Annotated in this window: 15 protein-coding genes and 1 tRNA gene; 7 read left to right on the forward strand and 9 right to left on the reverse strand. The window is 73.5% G+C overall.

Going from position 1 to position 14,848, the window contains the following annotated elements:
* Nucleotides 1-14: 14 nt before the first annotated feature.
* Nucleotides 15-770, forward strand: coding sequence for a PIG-L deacetylase family protein (locus QQZ14_RS08770; RefSeq protein WP_284533874.1), 756 nt, complete (start codon nucleotides 15-17; stop codon nucleotides 768-770).
* A gap of 48 nt (nucleotides 771-818) precedes the next feature.
* On the opposite strand, the gene QQZ14_RS08775 is transcribed toward QQZ14_RS08770, so the two are convergent.
* The 4 genes from QQZ14_RS08775 to dnaG all read right to left on the reverse strand — a co-directional run bounded on the left by QQZ14_RS08775 (nucleotide 819) and on the right by dnaG (nucleotide 4,577).
* Entirely contained in the window at nucleotides 819-1,550 is a 732-nt protein-coding gene (locus QQZ14_RS08775; protein ID WP_284533875.1) for a haloacid dehalogenase type II, read from the reverse strand.
* Between the two features lie 311 nt (nucleotides 1,551-1,861).
* Nucleotides 1,862-1,934: transfer RNA gene (locus tag QQZ14_RS08780), tRNA-Asn, on the reverse strand.
* 250 nt (nucleotides 1,935-2,184) lie between these two features.
* Complete coding sequence (locus tag QQZ14_RS08785; RefSeq protein WP_284533876.1) at nucleotides 2,185-2,706, reverse strand: hypothetical protein; 522 nt, start codon at nucleotides 2,704-2,706, stop codon at nucleotides 2,185-2,187.
* The gene (gene dnaG, locus QQZ14_RS08790; protein ID WP_284533877.1) at nucleotides 2,703-4,577 is read right to left on the reverse strand and encodes a DNA primase; all 1,875 of its coding nucleotides are present in this window, start codon (nucleotides 4,575-4,577) and stop codon (nucleotides 2,703-2,705) included. Before dnaG ends, QQZ14_RS08785 begins: the two co-directional genes overlap by 4 nt.
* Nucleotides 4,578-4,661: 84 nt before the next feature.
* Between dnaG and QQZ14_RS08795 the strand changes: the two genes are divergently transcribed.
* Nucleotides 4,662-5,003, forward strand: coding sequence for a hypothetical protein (locus tag QQZ14_RS08795; protein WP_284533878.1), 342 nt, complete (start codon nucleotides 4,662-4,664; stop codon nucleotides 5,001-5,003).
* Here the strand turns inward: QQZ14_RS08795 and QQZ14_RS08800 are convergent.
* Nucleotides 4,997-5,911 carry a 2-hydroxyacid dehydrogenase gene (locus tag QQZ14_RS08800; protein ID WP_284533879.1) on the reverse strand — a complete coding sequence of 305 codons (915 nt, stop codon included), beginning with the start codon at nucleotides 5,909-5,911 and terminating at the stop codon, nucleotides 4,997-4,999. The two genes, QQZ14_RS08795 and QQZ14_RS08800, sit on opposite strands and share 7 nt — an antisense overlap.
* Before the next feature lie 46 nt (nucleotides 5,912-5,957).
* On the opposite strand from QQZ14_RS08800, the gene QQZ14_RS08805 reads away from it, so the two are divergent.
* The 3 genes from QQZ14_RS08805 (at nucleotide 5,958) to QQZ14_RS08815 (ending at nucleotide 9,385) form a co-directional block, all read left to right on the forward strand.
* Nucleotides 5,958-6,509: an AAA family ATPase gene (locus tag QQZ14_RS08805; protein WP_284533880.1), complete on the forward strand. Its 552-nt coding sequence runs from the start codon at nucleotides 5,958-5,960 to the stop codon at nucleotides 6,507-6,509.
* Between the two features lie 518 nt (nucleotides 6,510-7,027).
* Entirely contained in the window at nucleotides 7,028-8,272 is a 1,245-nt protein-coding gene (locus QQZ14_RS08810) for an HNH endonuclease signature motif containing protein (protein WP_284533881.1), read from the forward strand.
* A 237-nt stretch (nucleotides 8,273-8,509) separates the two neighbouring features.
* The gene (locus tag QQZ14_RS08815; RefSeq protein WP_284533882.1) at nucleotides 8,510-9,385 is read left to right on the forward strand and encodes a GNAT family N-acetyltransferase; all 876 of its coding nucleotides are present in this window, start codon (nucleotides 8,510-8,512) and stop codon (nucleotides 9,383-9,385) included.
* Between the two features lie 15 nt (nucleotides 9,386-9,400).
* Here QQZ14_RS08815 and QQZ14_RS08820 read toward each other — a convergent pair whose 3' ends face one another.
* Nucleotides 9,401-9,952: a chloramphenicol phosphotransferase CPT family protein gene (locus QQZ14_RS08820; protein ID WP_284533883.1), complete on the reverse strand. Its 552-nt coding sequence runs from the start codon at nucleotides 9,950-9,952 to the stop codon at nucleotides 9,401-9,403.
* A complete protein-coding gene (locus QQZ14_RS08825; protein WP_284533884.1) occupies nucleotides 9,949-11,220 on the reverse strand; it encodes a deoxyguanosinetriphosphate triphosphohydrolase in 1,272 nt (423 codons plus the stop codon). The genes QQZ14_RS08820 and QQZ14_RS08825 overlap by 4 nt, the downstream gene beginning before the upstream one ends.
* 106 nt (nucleotides 11,221-11,326) lie before the next feature.
* On the opposite strand from QQZ14_RS08825, the gene QQZ14_RS08830 reads away from it, so the two are divergent.
* Together QQZ14_RS08830 and QQZ14_RS08835 are read left to right on the forward strand one after the other, a co-directional pair.
* Nucleotides 11,327-11,956, forward strand: a complete 630-nt coding sequence (locus QQZ14_RS08830; protein ID WP_284533885.1) for a RibD family protein — start codon at nucleotides 11,327-11,329, stop codon at nucleotides 11,954-11,956.
* Nucleotides 11,953-12,639, forward strand: coding sequence for a HEAT repeat domain-containing protein (locus QQZ14_RS08835; RefSeq protein ID WP_284533886.1), 687 nt, complete (start codon nucleotides 11,953-11,955; stop codon nucleotides 12,637-12,639). The genes QQZ14_RS08830 and QQZ14_RS08835 overlap by 4 nt, the downstream gene beginning before the upstream one ends.
* A gap of 14 nt (nucleotides 12,640-12,653) precedes the next feature.
* Here the strand turns inward: QQZ14_RS08835 and QQZ14_RS08840 are convergent, their stop codons facing one another.
* Entirely contained in the window at nucleotides 12,654-13,529 is an 876-nt protein-coding gene (locus tag QQZ14_RS08840) for a mucin-2 protein (protein ID WP_284533887.1), read from the reverse strand.
* A 157-nt stretch (nucleotides 13,530-13,686) separates the two neighbouring features.
* Nucleotides 13,687-14,835 carry a tRNA dihydrouridine synthase DusB gene (gene dusB, locus QQZ14_RS08845; protein ID WP_284533888.1) on the reverse strand — a complete coding sequence of 383 codons (1,149 nt, stop codon included), beginning with the start codon at nucleotides 14,833-14,835 and terminating at the stop codon, nucleotides 13,687-13,689.
* Nucleotides 14,836-14,848 lie beyond the last annotated feature (13 nt).

A 14,848-nucleotide genomic window follows, 5' to 3' on the forward strand; every position in this document is an offset into this window, starting at 1 on the left:
AGGTAGGTAGCCGCATGAACGCCAAGGACGAGCCGCTCGAGCCGCTGGCCGCACTGCCGGAGGACTGGGAGCGTGCATTGTGCGTGGTGGCGCACCCCGACGACATGGAGTTCGGCGCCGCCGCCGCGGTCGCGCGCTGGACCGCGCAGGGCAAGGACGTCACCTACTGCATGGTGACCAGCGGCGAGGCCGGCATCGACGCGATGCACCCCGACGAGTGCCGGGTGGTGCGCGAGGCCGAGCAGGTCGAGTCCGCGCGCATCGTCGGGGTCTCGGCGGTGGAGTTCCTCCACCAGCCCGACGGGGTGCTCGAGTACGGCGTCCCGCTGCGCCGCGAGATCGCCGGCGTCGTACGCCGCTTCCGGCCCGACATCGTGGTCACCGGCAACTTCCGCGACACCTGGGGCGGGGTCAACCTCAACCAGGCCGACCACATCGCGACCGGCCGGGCGGTGGTCGACGCGGTCCGCGACGCCGGCAACCGCTGGGTGTTCCCCGAGCAGCTCACCGACGGTCTGGAGCCCTGGGGCGGGGTCCGCGCCGTGTGGGCCTTCGGGTCGCCGTCGGCGACGCACGCGGTGGACACCACCGACACCTTCGACGCCGGCGTCGCCTCGCTCGAGGCGCACCGGGCCTACATCGACGGACTGGGCTGGGAGCACTTCGACGCCCGTGAGTTCCTCGAGGGGTTCGGGCGGCAGACCGGGCAGCGGCTCGGCACGGCCTTCGCCGCCGGGTTCGAGGTGTTCCCGATGGGCTGGGGCGAGTAGTCGCCGCTCAGTCCGGCCACCGATTCGCAGCCGGCGCGGGTCGGTGCCTCAGCCCTCGGTCCGGGCCAGCCGATCGGCCAGATCGTCCAGCGACGAGGCCTCGAGGTCCGGTGCCTGGAAGTAGCCCGGGAAGCCACCTCCGGCGCGGTTGACCCACGCGGTCGCGAGCCCGGCTCGACCCGCTCCGTCGGTGTCCCACGGGTGCGCCGCCACGAGCATCGCGTCGGCGGCATCCACGGCGCAGGTCCGGAGCGCGAAGGCATACGCCTCCCGCGCCGGCTTCCACAGCCCGGCGTCCGCCACGGACAGGAACGCCTCGAAGGCGTCGTCGACGCCGGCGTCGGCCAGGAGCCCGCGCGCGATCGATGCCGAGCCGTTGCTCAGGGTGACCAGCCGGATGCCCAGGTCGGCGAGCGCCCGGACGCCGCTCGGGACGTCGGGATGGACCCCCAGGGCCGCGAAACCGTCCATCACGTGCTGGACGGCTTCGTCGACGGTGCGGTCCAGCGGCACGCCGCCCAGGACCGTCCTCAGCCCCTCGGCGGCCACCTCGGCGAACGGCGGGTTCTCCCCGACCACCGTCAGCGCGAAGCCGTCGCGCAGCAGCCCGCCGAACCAGGCGCGCGCCAGCGAGGGGTCGGCCCCCACCGACTCGAACCTCCCGGCGAGCGGGGACATGTCCGACAGCGTCTCGTTGACGTCGAAGACGATGACGTTCGGTCTGCGCCGGCCTCCGGCTGCCGCCGCCTCGGCGGACACCGCCTGTCGCGACTCGTCCATGGTCGGTCCTCCTCTCGATCCGGACCACCCCGGTCGGCGCATCCCCGTCCGGGCCGGTCGGCGGCACGTCCGCCGGGCCCGGTACCCGGCACAACGTGTATCGATCCCCTCGGTCTTCCCGACCGCTGAGAAGGGCCGCGGGCGACCGGCGGCTCCGGCGCCGGAATCGGATCGCCGTTTGCGGGAGCCCGCTCACCGACCGGACCCGCCCGCCAGGGGCGTCGGGACTACTGCCGCACGCTCGGCCGAGGCCACCATGCAGAGGGCCCCTGACCTGGACGTAGCGCCCAGGTCAGGGGCCCTTCTCTCTGCTCCCCCGGTTGGACTCGAACCAACAACCCTCCGGTTAACAGCCGAATGCTCTGCCAGTTGAGCTACAGGGGATCGGTGCAGCCCGCACAGGTTAGCAATCCGGCTGCGCGAGGGAAAATCCGCCTCGCAGCTCGGTCCGGGCGGAGCCCGGGACGAGCGTCAGCGAGGCTGGTCGAGGAGGCTCGGCTGCGATCAGCGCGTCAGCGCGGAGCGCAGCGAGCCGTCTCGAAACCACCCCGCCGGTCCCCTCGAGACACCTGGAATGGCTGCTCGGGGGGCCGGACCGCAGCCACTTCTGGTGCCTCGACGGGGAGGCGGACCCTCAGACGGGCCCGACCTCCTGCTGCGCCGCCGCGAGCGCCTCGGCGGCGAGCCGGCGCACCTCGGGGTCGTCGGGGTCGACGCCCTCGTCGAACTCGTAGACCCACTGCACGGGCCGGTCGCCGCGCGGCGCCCGCCGGGCGATGACCCGCAGACCGCGCCGGCCGTCGATGCGCACGTGCCGCTGCAGCACGATGCTGGCGGTGACCCGCTCGCGGACCAGCTCGAGCAGGCGGGCGGGCTCCTCGATGGTGAACCGGTGCTCGGGGCGCACCTCGCCCCAGCTGCCGACCTCGGTCACCCGCAGCACCGAGGACTCCTGGTCCCAGTCGGCGGCCTCGACGTCCTCCCAGGGGATCCGGACGGTCTCGCTGAGCTCGAACGACCGGCCCGCGCGGGACCGCACCAGGTAGAGCGCGTCGCGGGTGCCGCCCAGGTGCCCCTCGACGGCGGCCGTGTCGGCGAGCAGCCGCTCGCCGCGCTCGACCCGGATCGGCGGCCGCTCGCGGCGGCGGAGCCTCACGACGCGCCCCCGGCGAGGCGGTCGCGCAGGGCCCGGCGGTGCGCCTCGAGGGCGGCGAGCTCCCCGAACATCTTGTTGAACTCCTCGGCGTGCTCGACGGGGTTGGTGCGCTGCAGCTTGGACTTGATCTCGGCGATCCGGCGGGCCGCGGTGAGCTCGAGCAGCCGGAAGACGTGCTGGCCGACGTACGCCGCGTCCGGCTCCTTCTTGAGCGGCTCGACCGCGAGGGCGCTGATCACCGACGACACGGCCGGGTCGGTGGCGGCATCGCGCAGCCGGCTCGCCCAGCCGGCGTCGCCCGCGCCGGCGCCGGGACCGCCGGCCGCGGCGACCAGCTCCCAGACCGCGCGGTAGGTCGGGTGGGTGAAGTCGTTGACGCCGATGTCGCCGGTGCTGCGGCCGATCGTCATCGGGTGCTGGATGACCAGCTGCAGCGTCTCGCGCTCGGTGGCGAACCGCGGGTCGCGCAGGTCGGGTACGGCGGACCGGGGCGGCGGCTCGGTCTGCGTGGTGGCAGTGGCGCCGGCGCGCTGGTCCTGGCTGGGGCGCCGGTGGGCGGCGCGGCGTACCTCGGCGCGCGCCTCCTCGGGGTCGAGCCCGATCATCCCGCCGAGCTCGCGCGCGAACGCGTCGACCTTGGACTTGTCGCGGATGCTCGACACGAGCCGGGCGCCCTCGCGCAGGGCGTCGATGCGCCCGTCGGCGCGGTCGAGGTCGTACTTGCCGACCACGTTGGCGAGCACGAAGCGGTACAGCGGCACCCGGCGGGCGACCAGCTCGCGGACCGCGGCGTCGCCCTTCTGGATGCGCAGGTCGCAGGGGTCGAGCCCGTCCGGCTCGACGGCGACGTACGTCTGGGAGACGAAGTTCTGGTCGCCGCCGAACGCGCGGAGTGCGGCCTTCTGGCCGGCGGCGTCGCCGTCGAAGGTGAAGATCACCTCGCCGCGGAACTCCTCGTGGTCGTTGAGGAACCGGCGCAGCACGCGGGAGTGGTCCTCGCCGAACGCCGTGCCGCAGGTCGCGACCGCGGTGGTGACCCCGGCCAGGTGACAGGCCATCACGTCGGTGTAGCCCTCGACGATCACCGCCCGGGACTGTCGGCCGATCTCGCGGCGGGCCAGGTCGATGCCGTAGAGCACCTGGCTCTTCTTGTAGATCGGGGTCTCGGAGGTGTTGAGGTACTTGGCGTCGATCCGGTCGTCGTCGAAGATCCGGCGGGCGCCGAAGCCGATCGTGTCGCCGCTCGCGTCGCGGATCGGCCACAGCAGCCGGCCGCGGAAGCGGTCGTAGCCCGAGGGGCCGACCAGCCCGCCGACGGTCATCTCCTCGTTGGTGAAGCCCTTCTGGCGCAACAGGTTCTTCAGCGCGTCGCCCGAGCGCGGGGCGAAGCCGACGCCGAAGTGCTCGGCCGCCCCCTGGTCGAAGCCGCGCTCCCCCAGGAACTGCCGGGCGACCAGCGCGTCGGCGGTGGCCAACTGCTCGGCGTAGAACGTCTGCGCGACCTGGTGCGCCTCGATGAGCCGGCGCCGCGGCGGGCCCTTGGGGCGGTCCTCACGGATGTCGCCCTCCTCGCGGCGCAGCTGGACGCCGTACTTGTCCGCGAGCCGCTCGACCGCCTCGCCGAACGTCAGGCCGTCGATCTTCATCAGGAACGTGATGACGTCCCCGCCCTCGGAGCAGCCGAAGCAATGGAAGAATCCACGGGCCGGGTTGACGTTGAACGACGGCGACTTCTCGTCGTGGAAGGGGCAGAGTCCCTTCTGGGAGCCGCCGCCGGCGTTGCGGAGCGTGACGTACTGACCGATGACCTCGTCGATGCGCGCCTTCTCCCGCACCAAGGAGATGTCGTCCTCGCGGATCCGGCCTGCCACGTGGCGGAGTCTACGGGGGCGGCGACCGCCTTCCCCCACTGCTCCACAGCCCCGCGGAGCGGCCGGCCCCGCGATACTGGGACGGTGACCGCGGACCCCGGACTCGCCGAGCGCGCCGCCGCGCTGCGCGCCGACGCCGAGGCCCAGCTCACCGCCCTCGCGGGCGGCGCGTCCTTGTGCAGCATCGCCCGCTCGGGGGCCGCCTTCCCGGGCGGGAAGTACCAGGAGGGACGTGCGTCCGCCGCGGCGACGCTGCTGCGAGAGCTGCGGCGCGGACTCGAGGAGGCCGAGGCCCTCGACGCTGCACGCAGTCGCTGGCTCGCCGTGGCGCCGGAGCGGCTGCGGGCCGCGCCCGACTGGCGGGCGTACGGCGAGGGCGGCGACGACGCCCTGGCCGAGCTCGCCGGCCCCGACGCGGCTCAGTAGGCGCCGGACGTCACGTTCGCCAGCGGCTCGCCCGCGGCGTACCGGTGGAGCTGGTCGCGGACCAGGCGGTGCGCCCGCGGCCACATCGCGCTGCTCGCCCCGCCGACGTGCGGGGAGATCAGCAGGTTCGGCGCGTCCCAGAGGGCATGGTCCTCGGGCAGCGGCTCGGGGTCGGTGACGTCGAGGGCGGCGTGGATCCTCCCCTGGTCCAGCGCCTCGAGGAGCGCCGGCGTGTCGAGGACCGCGCCGCGGGCGACGTTGACGAGGAGCGCGCCGTCTTTCATCGCGGCCAGGAAGCCCGCGTCGACCAGGCCCCGGGTCTCGTCGGTGAGGGGTACGACGAGCACCACGACGTCGGCGTCCGGCAGCAGCACGGGCAGCTCGTCGATGCCGTGCACCCCGTCGCGGGCGGTGCGGGCGACCTTGACGACCTCGACCTCGAACGGCAGCAGGCGGCGTTCGATCGCCGCACCGATCGCGCCGTACCCCACCAGCAGGACGCGCCTGTCGGCGAGCGCGGGCCGCCAGGCGGGTGCCCACGTGTGGCGGTCCTGGGCCCGGACGAAGTCCGGCACGCCACGCAGGCTGCTCAGGATCAGCGTCAGTGCGAGCTCGGCGGTGGAGGTGTCGTGGATGCCGCGGCCGTTGCAGAGCGTCACGCCCGCGGGGACGCTGCCGCGCAGGTTGTCGACGCCGGCGGTCAGCGTCTGCACGACCTCGAGGCTCCTCATCAGGGGCAGCACCTCGGCCACCCGACTGCCGACCTGGTACGGCGGCACGTAGAACCGCACCTGGCCCACCGAGTCCGGCACGCGCTCGGTGGGGTCGACCACCTCGTAGCGCAACCCACCCGGCGGATCGCCGAGGTCGGCGGGGTCGAACGGCAGCCACACCAGTCGATCGCTCACGACTGCCGAGCCTACGGCGCACTGCGGATCGGTAACCTCGCTCCCCATGGCACGCCTGATCCACCTCAACGGCCCGCCTGGCATCGGGAAGTCGACGCTCGCCCGGCGATACGTCGAGGAGCACCACGGCGTCCTCAACTGCGACATCGACGTGCTGCGCACGCTGATCGGCGGGTGGGCCGACGACTTCGGAATGGCCGGCGAGCTCATCCGGCCGGCCGCGCTCGCGATGATCGGGGCCTACCTCCGCTCGGGCCACGACGTGGTCCTCCCCCAGATGCTGCATGACCCTCACGAGGTTGACCGCTTCCACCGCGCCGCCCACGACGCCGGTGCTGAGGTGGCCGAGCTGTTCCTGATGGACGACCTGGATGCGTGCCTCGAGAGGTTCACCCGCCGCGGCGCCGACGGCCCGGCCGACCCCTGGCACCAGCAGGTGCGGGCGATCGTCGCCAGCCTCGGTGGGGACGACGAGCTCGCTCGCTGCCACGCCGCGCTCCACGAGCTGCTCGCCACCCGTCCGGGCGCGCAGGTCATCCGCAGCGTGGAGGGCGATGCCGACGGCAGCTACCGGGAGCTGCTCGCGGCGCTCGCGTAGGCACGTGCCGGTGGTTGAGGTGCGAGCACAGCGAGCCCCGAACGCACCCGGCGGTTGAGGTGCGAGCGGAGCGAGCCTCGAAACCACCGGAACCCAGTGACACTCGACCTCCAGGCCCGCGGCGGTTGCGGTCCCTGGCAGCGAAGACGGGTACGGCGCGCTTCTGGTCGCCGTCGACGGCCGGCCTTCAGGCCCGCTCGGGGTTGCGGTCCTTGGCAGCGAAGCGGTGCAGGTCCGCCACGGGTCGCCCGCCGCTGCCGGCTCCCCGACCGCCACCTCCGCCGGTGGTTGAGGTGCGAGCGCAGCGAGCCTCGAAACCACCGGGCCGGTGATCCTCGGCATTCAGGTCCGCTGGGGTTGCGGTCCCTTGGCAGCAAAACGGTGAAGGTCCGCCACGGGTCGCCCGCCGCTGCCGGCTTCCCGACCGCCGCCCCGAAAACTCAGCCCCACCAACATATTGACATCTCGAACACCTGTTCGATAGACTGTCGCCACGACCTTGCAACTCGGGAGTGGCGATGACCGCACAAGCGAACCCCCACCACCAGGTCACGCACGCCGTCACCCAGATCCACACCCTCCTCGACCAGGTCACCGACTCCTCGCTGTGGTCCATGGACACCACCGAGACCGCCCACACCCTGACCGAGCTCACCCGCGCCGCCGCGCGGCTCGCCGAGGTCGAGGCCCGCGTCGCCGCCCACGCCGACACCGTGGGGGTCGCCGAGCAGGTCGGCGCCACGTCGGTGGCGAACTGGTGGGCCCATGAGACCCGGATGACCCGCACCGAGGCCCACCGCAAGACCCGCCTCGCCACCGGCCTCGAAACCCACCAGCCCGTCCACCACGCCCTCGCCGCCGGGGACCTGCTCGTCGACCAGGCCCGGGTGATCATCCGCGCCGTCGAGGACCTCCCCGACCACCTCGACCCCGAGCTCGTCGCCCAGGCCGAACAGCACCTGGTCGACCAAGCCGCGCACTTCGACGCCGTCGCCCTGCGCCACCTCGGCAAAGGACTCCTGCACGTCATCGACCCCGAAGCCGCCGACGCACACGAAGCTAAGCTCCTCGAACGCGAAGAACGCGAAGCGGCCATGGCCACCCGGGTCACGATGCGCGAGGACGAGGACGGCACGCTGCGCGGCACGTTCACCCTCCCCGCCGCCCAAGGCCAGATGTTCAAGAAGCAACTTCTGGCCCTGGCCGCCCCCAAGCACCGCGCTGCGGTCGAAGGCCACCTCGGGGAACGCCGGCCCGGCCCGCAGCGGATGGGACAGGCGTTCGTCGAGTGGATCGAGCGCTACCCCACCGACCGGCTCCCTGAGGCCGGCGGCGTCAACGCCACCGTCGTGGTCACCATCCCGGTCGAGACGTTGCAGGGCGGCCTGAAGCCCGGCACCCTCGACACCGGCGCCGTCATCTCCCCCGGCCAGGCCCGACGGATGGCCTGTGAGGCCGGGATCCTCCCCCTCGTCCTCGGCGGCACCTCCGAAGTCCTCGACCTCGGCCGCACCCGCCGCTTCCACACCAAAGCCCAGCGCATCGCCATCGCCCACCGCGACCGCGGCTGCACCGCCGAAGGCTGCGACGCCCCACCCGGCATGTGCCACACCCACCACGACCCCACCTGGGCCACCGGCGGCAACACCAACACCAAACACGGCCGACTGCTCTGCCCAAAACACCACGCCAGAGCCCACGACCCCCACTACACGACCACCCACCTCCCCAACGGCAAGGTCGCCTTCACCCGGCGCACATAGACCGAACCAATCCTCGGCCCCCACCACCACGGACGACCCCCACCCACCCGCAGCCCAACCAACGGCCGCAACCACACTCCCTCGAGAACCAGGAAGCGGGACCACACACCTGCCCACACGCCTGCCCGCAAGCCGCCCGGCCTCCGCCACCCCGCGCAGGCCGTCAGGCGCACCCCGGGCACAATCCGGTTGCCCGGGAATGCGCGCCATGACTTGATCGACCTCGTGAGGATCGTGATGGTGACACCGGACGTCGCCGGTCTGAGCCGCGCGGCGGAGTCGCTCCGCGAGTGGCAAGTCGACCGCGCGCCGATGCAGCTGCACCCCGGCGACCTGGGGTTCCACTGGCGCGACGGCGCCGAACGCACGGCTGCCGACCTGCGCGTGTGGTCCCGCGGCGAACGGGTCGTGGCGATCGGGCTGTTGGACGCACCGCAGCTGCTGCGGATGGCCGTCGCCCCCGACCTCCAGAGCGACGACGAGATCATCGAGCGCGTCCTCACCGACATCGAGGCGCCCGAGCGCGGAGTGCTGGACGCCGGCACGGCAGTCGTCGAGGCACGCTGCGGTCCGCTGCTCGCGCAGGGCCTCCTCGAACGGGGGTGGGAGTACGACGAGCCCTGGACGCCGCTCCACCTCGACCTCACCGACCCCGTGCCGCGCTGCGGCCCGCGCGTCGAGACGACCGGGCCCGACGGCGCCGCCTTGTGGACCGAGATCCACTGGTCGGCGTTCCGCGGCACGACGATGACCGACGCGGACCGCCGCACGGCGGTCGAGCGCTGGCAGAACATGGCCGCGAGCCCGCCGTACGCCGACGCCCGCTGCCTGACGGCCTTCGGCGAGGACGGAGAGGCGGTGGCGGTGGCCGGTGTGTGGTCGTCCGGTCGCGGGCGGCCGGGGCTGCTCGAGCCGATCGGCGTGCGTCCCGAGCACCGCGGACGGGGTCACGGCCGGGCGATCACCCTCGCGGCGGCGGCTGCGCTCAGAGAGATGGGCGCATCTAGCGCGACCGTGTGCACGCCGAGCGCCAACGTCGGCGCCGTCGCGGCGTACGCCTCAGCGGGCTTCGAGCGTTCCCCGGACGCACGCGACCTCCGGCGGGCTGAGTGAGACGACCGAAGCTCATCAGCTGCGGGCACGGAGGCGGTCGAACGCCTTCGGCGCGGGGAGCGAGTCGAGTGCTGCCGCGATGACCGCGGCACACGACTCCGCCGACGTGCTCGTCGTGTCGACCACGATGTCGGCATCTCCGTTCACCAGCGTCTGCGACCGTGCGAGCCCGATCGGGCGGTCAGCTCGGGCCCGCTCCCGCCGGTCCAGCTCGTCGGGCGAGCAGCGCACGTCGACCAGCGTCACGTCGTACCCGTCGAGGACGTCGAGCAGGTCGTCCAGCCGCCACGGCTCGCTGAGCGGGTAGTCCATGACCACGTCGTTGCCCACCGACGCGAGCGCCGCCACCGCTCGGTGGTAGCCGAGCCGGGTCCGGCGCAGCACGGCGTCGGTCTCGGCGTCGTCGAGGGCGCGGGTGTGGTCGGTCGAGCGCATCGCGCCCAGGGCGTCGACCGGGAAGTGGAACCACGGGTCCGGGAGCAGGCCGAGCAGCGCTCGCGCGATGCTGCCCTTGCCCGAGCTCGACGCCCCGGTCAGCAGGACGACCCGCCCCCGTCTCGCGGTCATCGCGAGCGCAGCGCGTGGTGCCAGGCGTACGCGCTGGCGTCGGTGAGCGAGGCGACCTGGTCGATCACCACGCGCAGCCGGGCGGCATCGTCGGCGGCGGCCCCCCAGTCGTCGGCGAACGGCCGCTCGAGGCCGTCCGGCCCGCGGTGGGCGAGGACGGCGACCAGCTCGGCGAGCAGCTCGCGCTGGCGGACCATCGTGGCGACCCGGTCGTCGGCGCGCATGACGTAGTGGGCGGCGATGCCCTTGAGCACGGCCATCTCGAGGCGGGTCTGCTCGGGCACGACCAGGTCGGCGGCGTAGCGGACGAACGGCCCGTCGCTGGCGGCGAACGTCGCGTGCTGGACCGCGCCGCAGAAGCGACCGATCAGGTCGCTGGTGAGGTTCTTCAGCGCGGCGAGCGAGCGTCGGGAGCCGTCGTACGGCGTCTCCGGCCAGCTGCCCACCCCGCGCAGCCCGGCGAGGGTCGCGGAGAGGACGTCGTCGGTGGCGGTGGGGAGGTACCAGTCGCGGACCGTCTCCCAGACCTCAGCCTCGTCGATCACGGTGAGGTCGACCCGCTGGGCGACGACGCCGTCCTCGATGTCGTGCACGGAGTAGGCGACGTCGTCGGCGAGGTCCATGACCTGCGCCTCGAGGCACTGCCGGAGGCCGACGGCGCCCTGGCGCATCCAGTCGAAGACGGGGCGGTCGTCGTCGTAGACGCCGAACTTCAGCACCAGCCTCGGCGACCCGTCGGCGTGCACGCCCTGGGGCGCGTCGGCCGCCGAGCGCGGCCAGGGGTACTTCGTGCACGCGTCGAGCGTGGCGCGGGTGAGGTTGAGCCCGACCGAGCGGCCGGAGGCGTCGACGGTCTTGGCCTCAAGCCGGGTGAGCAGCCGCAGCGTCTGGGCGTTGCCCTCGAAGCCGCCGCAGGACTCCCCCAGCTCGGCCAGCACCCGCTCGCCGTTGTGGCCGAACGGCGGGTGCCCCAGGTCGTGGGCGAGCGCGGCGGTCTCGGCGATGTCGGGCTGGCTGCCCAGCGCCCGGGAGAGGTCCCGGGCGACCTGGGCCACCTCGAGGCTGTGGGTGAGCCGGTTGCGCACGAAGTCGTCGCTCTGCGGGCCGACCACCTGCGTCTTGGCCGCCAGCCGGCGCGACGCCGCAGCGTGCACCAGCCGGGCGCGGTCGCGCTCGAACGGCGTGCGCACGGGCGCATCGACGCGCTTGGGGGGTTCTTCGACGAGGCGCTCGCGCGCGGCGGCGTCGTACAGCTCCAGGTGATCCATCGCCCCAGACTCTAGGGGCCCCCAGGACCGGGCGGGTCCAAGGTCCTGGCCAGGAGGTGCAGGGAGCCCCTGCCACACCGCCGGCGCCGGGCCCTAGCGTCGGGGCATGCCAGCCGGCCGGCCGTACGTCGTCGCGCACCTCGCCGTCTCCCTCGACGGCGCGACGGCGGGCTTCCCGGTCGACGTGGGCGCCTACTACGCCATCGTCCCGACCTGGAAGGAGGACGTGACCCTCACGGGGGCGGACACGATCCTCGCCCAGGAGGGCGCGGTGGACGAGGCCGGCCCGGGACCCTCCCGACACGGCCCGCTCCTCGTGGTCGTCGACTCCGGCTGCCGGGTGCACTCCTGGGCACGCCTGCGGGACTGCGGCCGGTGGCGCGCCGTCGTCGCCGCCCGCACCGAGCAGTCGCCGCCCGACCCGGACGTCGTCTCGATGGTCGCCGGCCACGACCGCGTCGACCTCGCGGCGATCCTGGACCTCCTCGGCGACGAGGGCGCCGCGACCGTTCGGGTCGACAGCGGCGGGCAGCTGGTGCGGGCCCTGCTGGACCAGGGCCTCGTCGACGAGCTCAGCCTGCTCGTCCACCCCTGCCTGGCCGGGACGCCCGGGTCGTGGTCCGAGGGCGTCGTGACCGGCCTCGAGCTCACCGACCAGCAGCAGCACGCCGACGGCCTCGTCTGGCTGCGCTACCACGTGCCCAGCGAGGTGCGGAGCGAAGGAGAACGCGCGTGAACCGGATCGACGAGTACCGTGCCGACCTCGGTCGGATCGACCGCTCCGCCTGGCCGGCGTACCTCGACCGGCACTCCGACCTGCCCGGTCCACGCGGCAACATCGAGCTCGCGCTCGCCCTCGCCGACGTCGCCGATACCGCACTGGACGACGAGCTGATCGCCAGCGGCGACGAGTACCGGACGTTCTGCGGCGTCCTCGGGCTCGGCGCCACCGCCACCGATCCCGCGGTGCTGGACCGGCTCCGCGAGCTCGCGACCGACGAGCGCTGGCGTGTCCGGGAGGCCGTGGCGATGGCCCTGCAGCGGCTCGGTGACCTGAACCTCCCGGCGCTCGAGATGATCGTGCTCGACTGGGCCGCCGACCCGCACCCGCTCGTCCAGCGGGCCGCCGCCGCGGCCATCTGCGAGCCCCGGCTGCTCGTCGGCCCGGCCGCCGCCGCGGTCGCGATCGAGGTGTGCCGGCGTACGACGTCGTCGCTGGCCGCCCGGCCGGCCGAGACCCGCCGCGACACCGACGTGCGGACGCTGCGGCAGGGCCTCGGCTACTGCTGGAGCGTGGCGGTCGCCGCGGACCCCGCGCAGGGGCTGCCTGCGTTCTGGGCGCTCGACGACTCCGACCCGGACGTGGCCTGGATCGTGCGTGAGAACCTCAAGAAGACCCGGCTCACGCGCCTGCTCTGAGAGCGGCTCGAGGCTCAGCCGTTGGTCGCGACGTGCACGTGGTCGTAGTGGTCGGCCGTCGCCGAGCCGCGTGACGGCAGCGAGCGCCAGCCCTCGCTCGCCCGCACCGGCGTCCAGATCCGCTGGCGCCACAGGATGTCGTAGAGGTTGAGCTCGGCGGCGTGCTCCTGCAGGAACTCCGCGATCGCGTCGCCGAGCGCGACGTCGCTGGTCATGATGTCCAGCGCCCGCCCGGACGAGTGCTCCCCATGGCCGTCCCAGCCGCCGTACGACGTGATCTGCGGGAACGCGTGGCACACCGAGCGGTAGACGTACACGGCGTCGGAGGTGAGCCCGCTCTCCACGCCGGGGTCGGGGCACGGGGCCATCGAGAGGCCGGCAGCCGCGGTGAGCGGCTTGTCCTCGGAGAGGTAGCCCGCGGTCACCCAGCGCGACTTGCCCTGCCAGACGATCTCGACCCGGTCCCCGGCCTTGCGGCCGGTGACGAGCACGCGCTTGCCGGCCTCGACCTCGCCGACCTGGGTGGCGTCCGCGCCGGAGTCCGACCACAGGTTGAGCGTGGTCGTGGTCCACAGCCTGGTGTCCGCGCGCGCCACGGCCCGCTGGGTCGCGGCGCGCTCGCGCGCGGCCACGACCGACTTGCGCAGCTCGACCGGCTCGGTCCGGGACCCGGCACGCGAGAGAATCGGCGGGCGGTCGGCGGCAGCTGCCTCGGCGCCGAGGCCGGCGGTGCTCTCCTGCGCGACGAGGTTACGCGCCTCGGGGCTGCTCGCGAGCACCCCCAGCGTCACGGCCGAGGCGGTCGCCAGGAGGGCGAGGGGTCCGGCAACTGCTGCTGCTCGGGGCATGCGGCGGGCAGTGGTCTCCCGCTTGTGGCGATGCTCTGCCACAGCGCTGATCCTTTGCTGTTGCGTACGGGGGATGTCCGCCCTCCCCGACCCCCCGAAAGGTCACGAAAAGGCAACGACGGCCCGAGTCAACCACAGGCGCGCAGCCCTGTCCCAATCTCCCCCCGACCGGCCGGGGGTGTTCCCGGTCACGACGGGCTCAGCCGCCGGTGGTCTCGTCCGCGTCCTCCTGGACGTGGCAGCCGCTGCCGTCCGCGTCGTCGAGCCAGCCCTCGGGCAGCGCGACCCGGTCCCGCGGCGAGCCCTGCCGCCCACGCGGGGCGCCCAGCTCCCGCACCGGGAACGGCTCGTCGGGGTCGAGATCCGCGAGCAACCGGTCGAGGGCCGCCAGGCTGTCGACCAGACCCAGCGAGCGGCGCATCTCCCCGCCCGCGGCGAAGCCCTTGAGGTACCAGGTGACGTGCTTGCGGAACTCCTTGCAGCCGCGCTCCTCGCCCAGGTGGTGGCACAGCAGCTCGGCGTGCCGGCGCATCATCGCGGTCACCTCGCCGAGCCGCGGCAGCGTCGCGACCCGCTCGCCGGCGAACGCCGCGGCCAGGTCGCGGAAGAGCCAGGGCCGGCCCAGGCAGCCCCGGCCGACCACGACGCCCGCGGCACCGGTCTCCTCGACCATCCGGACCGCGTCCGCGGCCTCCCAGATGTCGCCGTTTCCGAGCACCGGGATGTCGACATGGTCGACCAGCGCCGCGATCGCGTCCCAGTCGGCCGCGCCGGAGTAGGCCTGGGCGACGGTCCGCCCGTGCAGCGCGATCGCCGCGCAGCCCGCCTCCTGGGCGATCCGGCCGGCGTCGAGGTAGGTCAGGTGGTCGTCGTCGATGCCCTTGCGGGTCTTCATCGTGACCGGCACGTCGTACGGCGTGGCCGCGGCGACGGCCGCCTCCAGGATCTCGGCGAGCAGCCCCCGCTTCCACGGCAGCGCACCGCCGCCGCCCTTGCGGGTCACCTTGGGGACCGGGCAGCCGAAGTTGAGGTCGATGTGCGCGACGCCGTACTCGGCGCAGAGGATCTCGGCGGCCTTGCCGACGTAGACGGGGTCGCTGCCGTAGAGCTGGACCGAGCGGATCGTCTCCAGGTCGTCGAAGACCAGCATGTCCTTGGTGTGCTGGTCGCCCTCGACCAGCCCGCGGCTGGTGATCATCTCGCACACGTACAGCCCGGCGCCCTGCTCGGCGCACAGGCGGCGATAGGCCGCGTTGGTGATGCCCGCCATCGGCGCGAGCACCACGGGGGTGTCGACGTGCAGCGACCCGAGCGTCAGCCCCGGGAGAGGCGCGGCGGTCGAGGACATGGGCCCATTGTCC

The sequence above is a fragment of the Nocardioides sp. T2.26MG-1 genome (genome assembly GCF_950101795.1).
Taxonomy (GTDB): Bacteria; Actinomycetota; Actinomycetes; order Propionibacteriales; family Nocardioidaceae; genus Nocardioides.